13 protein-coding genes and 1 pseudogene are annotated in these 12,508 nt (G+C 50.0%); 10 read left to right on the plus strand and 4 right to left on the minus strand.

Annotation, left to right across the window (positions count from 1 at the left end; all coding sequences use genetic code 11):
• Positions 1 to 35 precede the first annotated feature (35 nt).
• From BMX14_RS03170 to BMX14_RS03185, 4 genes are read left to right on the plus strand one after another with little or no spacing between them, the layout of a single operon-like run.
• Positions 36 to 1,061 (plus strand): hemin-degrading factor, encoded by a 1,026-nt coding sequence (locus tag BMX14_RS03170; RefSeq protein ID WP_092672693.1) that lies wholly within the window; start codon positions 36 to 38, stop codon positions 1,059 to 1,061.
• Entirely contained in the window at positions 1,061 to 1,894 is an 834-nt protein-coding gene (locus BMX14_RS03175) for a heme/hemin ABC transporter substrate-binding protein (protein WP_092672696.1), read from the plus strand. The genes BMX14_RS03170 and BMX14_RS03175 overlap by 1 nt, the downstream gene beginning before the upstream one ends.
• Complete coding sequence (locus BMX14_RS03180; protein ID WP_092672699.1) at positions 1,878 to 2,888, plus strand: FecCD family ABC transporter permease; 1,011 nt, start codon at positions 1,878 to 1,880, stop codon at positions 2,886 to 2,888. Before BMX14_RS03175 ends, BMX14_RS03180 begins: the two co-directional genes overlap by 17 nt.
• Positions 2,881 to 3,660 (plus strand): heme ABC transporter ATP-binding protein, encoded by a 780-nt coding sequence (locus BMX14_RS03185; RefSeq protein ID WP_092672702.1) that lies wholly within the window; start codon positions 2,881 to 2,883, stop codon positions 3,658 to 3,660. The genes BMX14_RS03180 and BMX14_RS03185 overlap by 8 nt, the downstream gene beginning before the upstream one ends.
• A gap of 4 nt (positions 3,661 to 3,664) precedes the next feature.
• On the opposite strand, the gene BMX14_RS16525 is transcribed toward BMX14_RS03185, so the two are convergent.
• From BMX14_RS16525 to BMX14_RS03195, 3 genes are all read right to left on the minus strand, one after another.
• Positions 3,665 to 3,805, minus strand: a complete 141-nt coding sequence (locus BMX14_RS16525; protein WP_177173070.1) for a hypothetical protein — start codon at positions 3,803 to 3,805, stop codon at positions 3,665 to 3,667.
• Positions 3,806 to 3,925: 120 nt separating this feature from the next.
• The gene (locus tag BMX14_RS03190) at positions 3,926 to 6,079 is read right to left on the minus strand and encodes a beta-glucosidase family protein (RefSeq protein WP_092672704.1); all 2,154 of its coding nucleotides are present in this window, start codon (positions 6,077 to 6,079) and stop codon (positions 3,926 to 3,928) included.
• Between the two features lie 77 nt (positions 6,080 to 6,156).
• Positions 6,157 to 7,113 (minus strand): LysR substrate-binding domain-containing protein, encoded by a 957-nt coding sequence (locus BMX14_RS03195; protein WP_092672707.1) that lies wholly within the window; start codon positions 7,111 to 7,113, stop codon positions 6,157 to 6,159.
• A 304-nt stretch (positions 7,114 to 7,417) separates the two neighbouring features.
• On the opposite strand from BMX14_RS03195, the pseudogene BMX14_RS03200 reads away from it, so the two are divergent.
• From BMX14_RS03200 to BMX14_RS03220, 5 genes and pseudogenes are all read left to right on the plus strand, one after another.
• Positions 7,418 to 7,675, plus strand: a pseudogene (locus BMX14_RS03200) (ectoine/hydroxyectoine ABC transporter ATP-binding protein EhuA); the annotation flags it as partial.
• Positions 7,676 to 7,683: 8 nt separating this feature from the next.
• Complete coding sequence (locus BMX14_RS03205) at positions 7,684 to 8,580, plus strand: transporter substrate-binding domain-containing protein (protein ID WP_092672710.1); 897 nt, start codon at positions 7,684 to 7,686, stop codon at positions 8,578 to 8,580.
• Between the two features lie 66 nt (positions 8,581 to 8,646).
• Entirely contained in the window at positions 8,647 to 9,213 is a 567-nt protein-coding gene (locus tag BMX14_RS03210; protein ID WP_092672712.1) for a YceI family protein, read from the plus strand.
• 142 nt (positions 9,214 to 9,355) lie between these two features.
• Positions 9,356 to 10,279 (plus strand): kdo(2)-lipid IV(A) palmitoleoyltransferase, encoded by a 924-nt coding sequence (gene lpxP, locus BMX14_RS03215; RefSeq protein ID WP_092672715.1) that lies wholly within the window; start codon positions 9,356 to 9,358, stop codon positions 10,277 to 10,279.
• A gap of 90 nt (positions 10,280 to 10,369) precedes the next feature.
• Positions 10,370 to 10,861: a GNAT family N-acetyltransferase gene (locus tag BMX14_RS03220; RefSeq protein WP_092672718.1), complete on the plus strand. Its 492-nt coding sequence runs from the start codon at positions 10,370 to 10,372 to the stop codon at positions 10,859 to 10,861.
• A gap of 37 nt (positions 10,862 to 10,898) precedes the next feature.
• On the opposite strand, the gene BMX14_RS03225 is transcribed toward BMX14_RS03220, so the two are convergent.
• The gene (locus BMX14_RS03225) at positions 10,899 to 11,360 is read right to left on the minus strand and encodes a hypothetical protein (RefSeq protein WP_092672721.1); all 462 of its coding nucleotides are present in this window, start codon (positions 11,358 to 11,360) and stop codon (positions 10,899 to 10,901) included.
• 271 nt (positions 11,361 to 11,631) lie between these two features.
• Between BMX14_RS03225 and BMX14_RS03230 the strand changes: the two genes are divergently transcribed.
• Positions 11,632 to 12,420, plus strand: coding sequence for an HD domain-containing protein (locus tag BMX14_RS03230; protein ID WP_092672724.1), 789 nt, complete (start codon positions 11,632 to 11,634; stop codon positions 12,418 to 12,420).
• The last annotated feature ends 88 nt before the right edge of the window (positions 12,421 to 12,508 follow it).

The raw sequence follows: 12,508 nt of genomic DNA on the forward strand, positions 1-12,508 counted from the left end.
CCCAGTTCGCTGGGGCGTTATAGAGGATGTAACCGATGAATAAACAGTATCTTGATTATTTAGCGTTAAAAACGGAGCACCCACACTTATATGCACGCGACCTCGCGGCAATGATGGCAATCAGTGAGGCTGAATTAACGTTAACCCGTTGCGGTCACGATGCACAATTCCTGCAACCCGAATTTGAAGCACTCCTTAAGGGGTTGGCTGCGGTTGGCGAAATCAAAAGCTTGGTACGCAACGATTACGCCGTCCATGAGCAAATTGGGCGTTATGAGAATCTGCACTTTGGCCCGCATGCTGGTTTAGTATTAAACCCACGAGCCCTCGATCAACGTTTCTTCCCCCAACAATGGCATAGTGTTTTTGCCTTAACGGAGCTGAGTGCTTCGGGTGAGCGTCGAAGCCTACAAATCTTCGATATGCAAGGGGATGCGGTGGTTAAAATTTATACGACCTCGAAAACCGATACCGTTGCCTGGCAAGCACTAATTAGTCAGTGGCAGCAGGTGGCCCCTGCGACGCTTACCCTACAATCTCGTCCCGCAGTGACTAAACCGGCCAATATTGACCCGCAAACAGTGGAACAAGAGTGGCGAGCGATGACCGATGTGCATCAATTCTTCCAATTATTACGTCGTCATCAGCTTACCCGCCAACACGCCTTTAAGGTCGTGAGCGATGACTTGGCGCGCCAAGTCAGTAACGATAGCTTCGCTTTATTGCTAGATCGTGTTCAACAGCAGCAAAACGAGATCATGATTTTTGTCGGTAATCGCGGTTGTACGCAGATCTTCACTGGACGCTTAGCCAAAGTGGTTGAAATGAAAGGTTGGCTAAATATTTTTAACGACCACTTTACTCTGCATCTGCAAGATAAAAAAATTGCTGAAACCTGGATTACTCGTAAGCCTACCAAGGACGGACATGTCACCAGCCTGGAGCTCTTTGCTGAAGAGGGTACGCAGATCGCCCAACTTTATGGACAGAGGACCGAAGGCCAGCCGGAACAGGAAATTTGGCGTCAACAGCTTGAGGAATTAGCCGGAGAGCTCTGCTAATGAAATTCGCCATATTGCTACTCTGTTTAGTTACGCTGCCGGTCACGGCGGCGCAACGGCTAGTCTCGATTGGCGGTGATGTGACCGAGATTATTTATGCGCTGGGCAGCGGTGACCAACTGGTGGGACGGGATACCACCAGTCAGCGTCCTGAAGCAAGCCTTAAGCTTCCCGATATTGGCTATATGCGCCAATTAAACAGTGAAGGAATATTGGCGCTCAAGCCGACGTTAGTTCTGACCAATGCGCTGGCGCAGCCCTCTCAAGTCTTCCAGCAAATCGAAAAGGTCGGCGTTAAAGTCGTCACGGTTCCTGCAACGCCAGAGTTGTCAGAGATTGCGGTAAAGGTCAGCACGATTGCACAAGCGCTAGGAAAAACAGCGCAAGCGCAGCCTATTTTACAGCGACTCGCTCAGCAGTTAAGCGCGCTGAACCAGCCACCGGCAGGGGGTCGCCATAAAGCCCTTTATATTATGGCTAATCACGGTATGCAAAGCTTGATTGCCGGCAAAGAGACCGCCGCAGATATCGCCTTACGTAGCGCTGGATTGACCAATGCCATGGGGCAGGTGGCGCATTATCAGCAGATGTCGCAAGAAGGTGTGATTGCCGCAGCGCCTGAGGTCATCATTATAGACCAGCACTCGCTGCAGCAGATGGGGGGGGAAAGTCAACTATGGAAGTTGCCCGGTTTAGCCTTAACGCCTGCAGGCAAAGCCCATCGGGTGGTGGTGATCGACCAGATGGCGCTATTAGGTTTCGGGCTCGATACCCCGCAGGCTATCCTTAAACTTCGTCAAGATGTGGCAGATAGCTATGCGCGTCAGCCTTAGCCTTAACCGCCAAACAACGTTGCTGATCTTGGTTATCTTACTGGTGATCAGTGCTATTGCGGCGACTCAGCTCGGGGCGATGAAACTGTCGTTAACCGAGATTTGGCAGCAACCCTTCGACAGTATTGTCTGGCAAGTCTGGCTAACCATTCGTGTCCCCCGTGTGCTACTCGCCCTGCTTATTGGTGCCGCGCTAGCCGTATCGGGCACCATTATGCAGGGGCTTTTCCGTAACCCCCTAGCGGACCCTGGGTTACTCGGAATTAGCAGTGGTGCGGGCCTTATGGTCGCGTTGGCGTTACTCTTACCGCTGCAATTACCGCTATTTGCCAGTTTGTGGCTGCCGGTGATTGCAGCCTTTATTGGTAGCCTGTTGGTCACGTTATTGATCTTCCAATTGAACAAGGTGAGTCAAGGGCAGCTCTCCCGATTACTGCTTTTAGGGATCGCGATCAATGCATTGTCTGGATCGTTCATCGGTATACTGTCGTGGCTAAGTAACGATCAACAGCTGCGGCAGCTGTCACTCTGGGGCATGGGATCCTTAGCCCAAGCCCAATGGCCAGTCGTGGGGATCTGCGCGCTGATCATTATCCCGACCTCTCTGTTACTCCTCCGTTCTGCGCGAGCCTTAAACCTCTTACAGTTAGGCGAAGAGGATGCCTTTTATAGTGGCTTAGATGTGTTACGTACTCAGCAGTATTTATTGATCGGTAACGCCCTACTGGTGGGTACCGCCGTTTCGTTCACCGGTATTATTGGCTTTATCGGATTAGTCATCCCGCATCTGGTAAGAATGGTATTTGGTAGCGATCATCGCTGGTTACTGCCTGGATCGATGATTGTCGGTGGATTATTACTGCTGCTGTCGGATACCTTAGCGCGAACCTTAGTCCAACCCGCTGAAATGCCAGTGGGTCTATTGACCAGCTTATTAGGCGCGCCGTGGTTTTTTATGTTGATCCTCAAACGCTTAAAGGCCAGTTATGCATAAAACGCTTACCGCGAGGCAGCTTGGGCTGCAGATAGGATCGCGTACCTTAATCACACCCTTGGATCTCAAGCTTGAACTGGGCGAGTTTGTGACGATTATGGGGCCAAATGGTGCAGGAAAGTCGACTTTACTCAGGTTATTGACCGGTTTTCTCAGCGCAACAGAAGGAGAGTGTTTGTTGGCCGGTAAGCCTTACGTACAGTGGGACAGGAGTCAGCTAGCCAGCCAGCGGGCCGTTATGCGCCAACATAATCAGCTAGCCTTTGCCATGTCGGCTGAAGAGGTGATCTTGTTGGGGATCAGTCAGTACGCTACGCGACGACAACGCACGATCTTGGAACAAGTCGTCGCACTAATCGGTTGCCAAGCGTTATGTGATCGCAATTATGCAACCCTATCAGGTGGCGAGCAGCAGCAAATTCAGTTGGCGAGGGTGCTGGCACAATTATGGAAAGATGACGAGCCGGAGGGGTGGCTATTCCTTGATGAGCCGACATCGGCTCTCGATCTCTTTCACCAACAGCATTTGCTACGTTTACTTCATCGATTAACACGAAACGGAAAGCTGATGGTCTGCGCGGTGTTGCATGATGTCAATTTGGCCGCGACCTGGTCAGATAGGATCGTGGTGATGCGGCAGGGTGCATTGGTGGCCGACGGTTCGGTTCAGCAGGTACTCACCGAATCGCAGCTTACGGCGTGGTATCAGGCTGAATTAAGCGTTATTCAGCCTGCTTCATCCTCTCACCCAATCGTTTTACTGAATAAGTGATCGCTTAATCATTGAACTGGAGTTCATGGTACTCCCCTTCATCAGACGTATGGCGCCGGCGTATCGGCGCGCTCGATTCTTCGGGAAAAGGGCGTTGACGGGTGGCAAACAGCGTTTCATAAAGATCGTTATCATAATCGCTCATAGGTAAACCTCTTCAATGTGCCGATGACTATCGCTAGCTTGCCGCACACAGATGACAGATTAATGACACAACCAGGTTTAGTTCGGTCTGCGTCCCCTCAAAGTAGGCAGACCGAGTCGCTTAGCGATACCCGAAAGTCTGTGCTGTCAGCGTCAGCTTACCCCTGAGCACTGGCGTGGCCGCATCGGTGGCTTGATAGATGTCATATTCCTCCTCGGTAATCGACCAGTGCTGTTGAGTGCTATCCCATTGCGCCACCACACGTGGTTCAATACACAGACTGATGCGTTGTGACTCTCCCGGCGCGAGGGTGACTTTACGAAAGGCCACGAGTCGTGAGGGATAACGTCCAGATGTTGGGCGCAGATAGATCTGTACAACATCGCTGCCTCCCCTTTCACCACAGTTGGTCAAGGTTAAGCTGGCCGTGATTTCGCCAGAGGTCTGACAAAGCTGTAAATCCTCGTAGCGAAATTGCGTATAAGAAAGACCGAAACCGAAAGGGAATAACGGTTTTTGCTGTTGGCGTTCAAACCATCGATAGCCAACATCGGCCCCCTCAACGTCATAATCAATCCTGAAGATCTCACCTTTTACCTCAACGCCGGGCAGCGAGGTGGTCGTGCTAGGATCGACTTGCTCGGGATGGGGGAGCTGTTGCGCGTTAGCGGGGAAGGTAATAGGCAAGCGCCCGGCAGGATTAACGCGGCCGAATAACACCCCGGCAACAGCTTCACCGCCACCCGAACCGGGATACCAGGCTTCGAGCAGGGCAGGGACATTATCGAGCCACGGTAAGGTCACCGCTCCACCCGTTTCCAGTACCACGACGACCTTGGGATGGGCGGCGGAAAGCCGATCAATTAATCGATTTTGGTGATCACTAAGATCTAGCCCTTGCGCATCGAACGCCTCTGAACGCCACTCCTCAGCAAAAATAATCACGGCATCACTCCCCTGGCTGGCATCCAGCGCGGCGTCGATCGACTCTCCCGACACAAAATCAACCTGTTTTGCGAGCGAGTTTCGGCGAATAGCTGCCAGCGGAGAACTGGGGTGGTAGACTTTTGGGGTTTGGATCCCCATAAAATCGACCCCCTCTTGCTGTAAGCTCCCTTGCGGCGTCACCGCGGAGGAGCCGCCACCGGCCAACACGCCTTTATCAGCATGAGGCCCTATCACCACGATGCGGGTTAATTCTGGTGGTAGGGGTAAAGTCTGATGGTCATTCTTCAGCAAGACGATGCCTTGTTCGGCTTCACGCTGGGCAATCAATTGATGCCAGCTATAGTCGAGATGATTACCGCGTTGGGCGGGATGTTGGATAGCGCCGCAGGCAAAAAGGCTACGTAAGATCCGCTGGATCATGTTATCAATCTGCACCGTTGTGATCTCACCTTGCGCAATAGCCTCGCGAAGTGGTTGATCGAACCACACACATTTATCGAGATTAGCACCTGATTGAACATCCAATCCCGCCCGTACCGCTTTTGTCGCGGAATGGGTCGCTCCCCAATCAGACATTACCCAGCCAGGATATTGCCAATCACCTTTTAATACCTGCGATAAGAGGAAATGGTTTTCAGAGGCCCAATCGCCGTTAACTAAGTTATAGCCGGGCATCACCGCGCCGGGCTTACCGATATCAATGGCTAGTTCAAACGCGAGCAAATCGGACTCGCGCAATGCCGACTCGCTGATCCGTGAGTCAGCCAGCACTCTGCCAGTTTCTTGAGCATTGACCGCGAAATGTTTCACGGTTGAAACCACATGTTGAGATTGGATACCCCGCACACTGTGACCCGCCATCACGCCTGTTAGCAACGGGTCTTCGGAGATATACTCAAAGTTACGGCCACCGCGAGGTTCGCGGATCAGGTTGGCACCGCCGGCAAGTTGCACATTGAATCCTTTACCAAACGCTTCGCGTCCAAGCATTTCGCCCGTGGCTTGCGCCAAGTCTGGGTCGAAAGACGCGCCTAAGGCTAGACTGCTAGCAAGTGCGGTAGCGTGATCCCCCGGACGCACCCCTCCCAATGCACTGACCCCTAAACTGGCATCACTCTGTTGCAAAGCTGGGATGCCTAAACGAGGAATAGCCGGATAGTAAGCGGCTGAGCCTATTGCCTCGGGTGGCAGTGTGTCGCCTTTTTTTAACGGGATTGCCATCGGCCCAGAGAGCCACGCAAACTTTTCATCTGTCGTCATTTCGGCGATAACAGCGGCTGCTTGCTGATCGGCGGTTAAGCCAGGTTTTTGCCAGGGGAAAGACATCACATAAGCTCCTAAGCGTAAAGGGGTGTTCTCTTAGCTTAGTCGCCTATGAGAGAGGGGAGGAGGGATCCGTGCGCTTAAATCTGGAAATCGTAACCGAGTTCTGCATTTTCGCTGATACCGCGCGCCATCAGCTTTAACTCGTCTTCAGAAAGATTAGGGTTACAGAGCGTCATAAACTGCCATAGATAGTCGCGCTGCAGCTGTCCTTGCTTCACCCCTAACCAGACGGTATTGCTATTAAATAGGTGGCGAGCCTCTAACGAGATCAGCTCAGGATCATCATGATCCGCTGCGGTCTCGGCAATAATACCGATCCCCATTCCCAAGCGAACATAGGTTTTCACGACGTCGGAATCTTGCGCGCTAAGCACTACATTAGGCAGTAGTGAGACGGCCTGAAAAGCCTCATCAATCACCGAACGCCCAGTCATTCCCGCGCGATAAGTCACCAATGGCCAGTTTGCCAGCTGCTCAAGACTGAGTTTATCTTCCTGCGCGAGAGGGTGTTCGCGTGGCACTAAAATACGGTGGTTCCATTTAAACCACGGAAACGTCGTTAACTTACCACTGTGAGCCAACCCTTCGGATGCGAGACCAATATCAGCTTCACCGGAAATAACCTGATCGCGGATCTCTTCTGGTGTTGCTTGATTCAGCACGACTTGAATATGCGGATAGCGGCTACGAAACTGCTTTAGGATGGCCGGTAAGGAGTAGCGTGCTTGAGTGTGGGTGGTGGCAATGGTTAATATTCCGGCCTCTTGGGCGGTGAATAACTGGCCCAACCGCTTGGCCTTTGCCGACTCATCTAAGATCCGTTGAGCAATCACTAACATCTCTTTTCCCGGTCCAGTCAGCCCGAGCATACGTTTACCATGACGAATAAATAATTCGACGCCTAATTCGTCTTCCAACTCACGAATATGGCGACTGATCCCAGATTGGGAGGTATAAAGAATTTTTGCTACCTCAGTTAAGTTGCACTGGCAGCGGGCAGCTTCGCGAATAATTTTAAGTTGCTGGAAATTCATAAGGCTTGCTCTTTCGGCGTCGAATAACCCCCACAGTAGTAAATTGTGCTCAATTAAATAAATAATTAAAACGCAAACGTTATACCACAAAGATATAACGACGATAATTAACGTAAAATAGTCTTCTTTTATTAGTTAAAGGCAGTCAGTATATTAAAAATACAGCATAAAACCCTGTTCGTAGGGAATAAGTCTTTAGCAAATTAACCGAAATGGTTAGCATTATTTGTGTTATTAACCAAAAAGGGAGGGGGCAACATGATTGATAAGGCAACGGCCGAACATTACCAATGGGGGATCAGTGCGATGGCTGGTATTTGATGAGCTGACATCGGCCTTGGACCCCGAATTAGTGGGAGAAGTCCTGACGGTGATTGAACAGCTCGCTCGCTCCGGCAAAACCTTAGTGATAGTTACCCACGAAATTGCCTTTGCCCGAAAAGTCGCCGATAAGGTTGTGTTTATGGTGGAGGGCGAGATTGTTGAGCAAGGGCCGGTTGAGCAAGTACTGGATAACCCCCAACATAGTCGAACACGCCATTTCTTGGCAAGTGTGCTCTAGGAGGCCGGATGCGTTATACAAGCTTAGCCTCGCTATTACTGCTCTTCGCGGTACACACGCAAGCCGCGGTAGACCTTAAGGCGAATGAAACCCCGCTGAATACGCCGGTTGATCCTAAAGCGATAGCGTTACTTCCTGCCCACTATCGGCTGGCGCATGCCGGGCAACTGACCGTTGCCGTTTCCGCTCAAAACTCACCACCGTTATCTTTAGTCGCGAGTGATAATCGTACCCGCATAGGCAGTGACATCGATATCGCCCGCCTGCTGGCGCAAAGCCTGGGATTACCCCTGAATATCGTGCCGGTGTCGTGGGAAGAGTGGCCTTTAGGTCTGAGCAGTGGGCGTTATGACGTTGCGCTAGTCAATATTGCCGTGACGGAACCACGTAAACAGAAATATGATTTTGCTACTTACCGAACAGACTCGCTGGCCTTTAGCGTGAAGCATGACAGTCCAATCACGCATATCGCCACCGCGAAAGATATTGCCGGTCAGCGCGTGATTGTCGGATCAGGCACGAATCAAGAGCGCATTTTGCTTGACTGGAATGCGCAACTACGCCAACAGCACCTGAAACCGGCGATACCGATTTATCTTACTGACGATGCTACCACAACCTTATTCCTCCAGTCAGGCCGTGCGGAGGTCAACTTCGGGCCACAGGCAGCGGCGGCATGGAAGGCGGCACTAAATGGGCGAACCAAAGTGGTCGGGAATAGTCCTTATAAGGCTTGGGTCGCAACGACCACCCTCAAGGGGAACGGCTTAGTCAAGGCACTCAACCAAGCCTTGAACGATGCGATAGCCTCTGGGCACTATCAAAAAATTCTGTCACGGTGGGGAGAAGCGCAGGAGGGCGTCGCGTATTCGCAGAGTAATCCTCCCGGCATCACCTATCGATAAATAATTTCTCTCGGTGGCATACTAAACGCTAAGCTATAGTCTCAGCGTGTTACTTCGGGGGCAGTTATGTTACGTATAGGATTGTTGTTACTTGGCATCTTGGGGGGAATTATTCCGACCTTTGCCGCCCCTATTCCTTTTCAGTTGGCTGATAGCAGCTATGTCTTGCTGCGGTGGAACATGATTGGTAAATCCGACTATCATGCGCGGATCACCGGCCTGCGGGGGGATATTGTTGTCGACCCGCAGCATGACGTTGCAGACCGACTGCGCATCGATATGCCGATCGCAAATCTCGATGCCCACCACCGCGTGCTGACTTGGGCGTTGAAAAGCCATCAATTTTTTGATCAAGCCCAATACCCTAATGTAACCTTCACAAGTAGTCGTATTATCGACATGGGACAAGGGCATTATCGAGTATTAGGATCCTTAAAAATCAAAGAGATGACTCGGCCTGTGATGCTTTACGGTAAGCGCAGCGACGATTCACGATTACAGTCCAGCGGCGGATATTTACGTCTTTCTGGTACTATTACTCTATCGCGCCAAGCCTTTGGTATGGGACAATATCCTGCGCTGGTGGCAGACCCTATCCAAGTTGATATTGTTCTCGTTGCAATGACACCTTAATCTTGGATACATTTGCTTTCATTATTTCACGTAATATTTCGGTGACATTCTCTGCTTTCTGCGGTCAAACTTATTACTGAGGCCATACGTTGCCAAGAAATGTGGAGTTTCTGGCGTAGAGGCTTCTTTTATTGAAGGCTTTATGAAAAAAACTGGGCAATTTCAGCTTAAAATTTTACATCCTCGGTACTGGTTTACTTGGTTTGGACTCGCCGTACTGTGGCTGTTAGTGCAACTTCCTTATCCAATGTTAATCCGATTGGGGGCGAAGGCCGGTAAAATTTCACGTCGTGTCTTGAAACGACGCGAGTCGATTACGCGGCGTAACGTACAACTCTGTTTTCCCAATATCCAAGAGCAAGAGTTAGAAGCGCTGATTGCTAAAAACTTCGAATCGTTGGGGATGGCTTTGGTCGAGACCGGTATCGCATGGTTCTGGTCGGACAAGCGGGTACGCAAACTGTACTCCGTGTCAGGGCTAAATAATTTGCAACAAGCGCAGCAAGAGCAGCGTGGTGTAATGGTAATTGGCGTGCATTTTATGTCGCTGGAGTTGGGCGGGCGCATTTCCGGTCTTTGCCAGCCGATGATGGCGATGTATCGGCCGCATAATAATCAAGCAATGGAATGGGCACAGACTAAAGGTCGGATGCGTTCGAATAAAGCGATGATTGACCGCCGCGATTTACGCGGGATGGTCCACGCATTGAAACAAGGCGAAGCCGTATGGTTCGCACCAGACCAAGATTACGGCCCCAAAGGCAGTGTGTTCGCACCTCTGTTTGCGGTAGATAAAGTTGCGACCACTAACGGGACTTTTGTGTTGTCGCGGTTGGCTAAGCCGTCCATGCTCACCATTGTCCTAATTCGTAACACTAATAAAAGCGGTTATCAGTTAATTATACAACCGCCACTCCAAGATTATCCTTATGAAGACTCGCAAGCCGCGGCAAGCTATATGAATAAGGTAATTGAAACAGAAATACTCCGTGCCCCAGAGCAATACCTCTGGCTACACCGTCGGTTTAAAACTCGCCCACCGGGTGAAGTTTCCCTCTACGGTTAATCAGAAAGAGCGCCTTCAGGGCGCTTTTTTTATGCTAGGAGCCTTGGTCTCGTCTATAGTTTATCCATCATGAATTAACCTGGAATTTCCATGGACATTACGCAGTGTGGGCCGGACGAGTGGGCCGATTTGGTTGATATTTTCTCCGAGATGGAGCGTTATCACCACCCGCAAGCCATCATTGCCGCTGAGCAGATGGCTAAATATTTAAAAGACAGGGTTTTTCCTGCTCATTCCGGGACCGAAATTTATAAAGGTATGCGTGACGGACGTATCGTCGCCTACGCCTGCGTGACTATCCTCTATCCTGTTCCCCGTTACAGCGGGCAGATGTTTATCAAAGAGTTGTTTGTCTCTGAGCACTATCGGCGAAAAGGTCTTGGCCGCCAAATGATGGGCTTTATCGCACAGCGCGCCCAAGAAAAGTCCTGTAGCCGATTAGATTGGTTATCAGTACGTGAAGACAGTACAGCGCAAGGCTTTTATGCCTCCCTTGGCGCAAAGGTCGTTGAAGAGGTGAATTATCATCGTCTCGATCAACACTTTTTAGCACAGCTCGCGACCCATTCCGAGTCATCGTAGCCGGTGAGGCCAAAACCTCACACGCAGTAAATAGGGACTATTTACTATTCGCCAGATAGTGATTGAGAAACATCTGCGCATCGCCGCTCTGCGATAGCGCATCGCTGTAATGTAGGGTGATCGCGTTAGGCTCGTTAGGTAGGAATAGCAGCCCGCTATTTTGTTTTAAGATTAACACGACGTGACGTTTATTCCCTTGGCTTACTGAATAATGAAGCGCGTCATTGACCCGGGTAATCTTCATTTTCTGAATGGCGAGATTCCAATCATGATCGGCATCCTCAATTTGTACTAAGGCTTCTTGCGCTTTGCGATCGCCAATTCTTAAGGTCCAGACCTTAACCCCGAGGTCGCCAATGTAACCAATCACTCGTTCGGCAACCGGTGGTCGTGAATCGGCATAACTCATCTGGGTAAATAAGCTTAAGAGGAGTAGTGTTGTAAAGGCTAAAAAGAAGGGTCTGACACTATGTAAACGTGGGATATTCCGGTTATTCATAATCGCTCCTTGCGTTGAGTGGAGCAATAGTATGAAAGTTGAAGTAATCCTTGTGAAGCCGATTCTTTCTGTCACTCGAAGTTCTCGGCGGAAAAAACTTAAAAATATTCAAGTAATCTCAACGTTATCTCGATGAGGGGGGAGTTGTCGTTCGCGTCAGGCGCCGACTTAGGGGGGGTAACATCACTCATCAAACGAACTTTCTCACGTTCAGTCACTGTTCTGAAGTAAAAGGGGAATGGCTTAGGTGTGAGCGCAGCCTGCGCGCGGCTTGCTAACCTCTGGACGTGATAGGATAGTTGATTATATTCATCACCCGGTCGCTGCCGCTAACATAATTGAAGACTTCGGTGGGAATGAAGAAACCATAGCAGCAGCCTACCTCCATGACACGATAGAAGATACCGCAGTTACCTATGAATACATCAAGGATAACTTCAATGAGCGTATTGCTGATATGGTGCATGCGGTAACCAAGCCACCAAAAATAAAAGGGCTATCAAGGTCCCAGCGATTCGTTGATGAAGTAAAGCGCTTAGTAAAAGTTAGCGACATACAAGCTCTGGCTATCAAACTTGCCGATATCATAGATAACACATCAACTGTCGTTAATGGTGATAAGGCTTTTTCGGCTGTGTCTCTGGCAGGGAAAATACTGACGGTTAATTTAGTTTTTCGCGATAGTGCGGAATTTGATTCTCATTTCCTTGGTCTACTCGATGAGGCTAAATTAGTTTTATTCGCAAGCGTGGATAAGCTAGAGGGTACCCACAAAGATGATCACGCCTCGGCTATAAAAAGTTTAGGTGACGCTTTATTGCAGGATCCAGATATTAAAAAACCCATTACACCGGCACAAATGGAAGCGAGGAACAGCAACGACATTAAGCGTTGTTCGTTTTGCGGGAATTCAATTTTAGGGTTTAGCGAGAATAAGACTGTTTACGGTAAAAAATGGAACTTCGTAGACTGCCCGGCGTGCGGTTGCCGCGGCCCGTTCGGTTTAACAGCTCAACAAGGTATCGATAGCTGGAACAGCGCGGAACGTAATTTTAAATAACAAGGATGTTTTCTGGACGTAGTAATTTCGATTTAGACGGTGTGATGTGTGATAACTCTCACTGAGCGTACCTAGTACTACCAAAGTA

It is taken from the genome of Rosenbergiella nectarea (assembly GCF_900111105.1).
GTDB lineage: Bacteria > Pseudomonadota > Gammaproteobacteria > Enterobacterales > Enterobacteriaceae > Rosenbergiella > Rosenbergiella nectarea.

What these genes read in the sequence shown, in the direction of transcription:
- BMX14_RS03195 (WP_092672707.1), bottom strand. Translation starts at nt 7,113, where the DNA reads ATGAATTTCCAGCAACTTAAAATTATTCGCGAAGCTGCCCGCTGCCAG.
- lpxP (WP_092672715.1), top strand. Translation starts at nt 9,356, where the DNA reads ATGAAAAAAACTGGGCAATTTCAGCTTAAAATTTTACATCCTCGGTAC.
- BMX14_RS16525 (WP_177173070.1), bottom strand. Translation starts at nt 3,805, where the DNA reads ATGAGCGATTATGATAACGATCTTTATGAAACGCTGTTTGCCACCCGT.
- BMX14_RS03170 (WP_092672693.1), top strand. Translation starts at nt 36, where the DNA reads ATGAATAAACAGTATCTTGATTATTTAGCGTTAAAAACGGAGCACCCA.
- BMX14_RS03190 (WP_092672704.1), bottom strand. Translation starts at nt 6,079, where the DNA reads ATGTCTTTCCCCTGGCAAAAACCTGGCTTAACCGCCGATCAGCAAGCA.
- BMX14_RS03225 (WP_092672721.1), bottom strand. Translation starts at nt 11,360, where the DNA reads ATGAATAACCGGAATATCCCACGTTTACATAGTGTCAGACCCTTCTTT.
- BMX14_RS03180 (WP_092672699.1), top strand. Translation starts at nt 1,878, where the DNA reads ATGCGCGTCAGCCTTAGCCTTAACCGCCAAACAACGTTGCTGATCTTG.
- BMX14_RS03220 (WP_092672718.1), top strand. Translation starts at nt 10,370, where the DNA reads ATGGACATTACGCAGTGTGGGCCGGACGAGTGGGCCGATTTGGTTGAT.
- BMX14_RS03185 (WP_092672702.1), top strand. Translation starts at nt 2,881, where the DNA reads ATGCATAAAACGCTTACCGCGAGGCAGCTTGGGCTGCAGATAGGATCG.
- BMX14_RS03205 (WP_092672710.1), top strand. Translation starts at nt 7,684, where the DNA reads ATGCGTTATACAAGCTTAGCCTCGCTATTACTGCTCTTCGCGGTACAC.
- BMX14_RS03210 (WP_092672712.1), top strand. Translation starts at nt 8,647, where the DNA reads ATGTTACGTATAGGATTGTTGTTACTTGGCATCTTGGGGGGAATTATT.
- BMX14_RS03175 (WP_092672696.1), top strand. Translation starts at nt 1,061, where the DNA reads ATGAAATTCGCCATATTGCTACTCTGTTTAGTTACGCTGCCGGTCACG.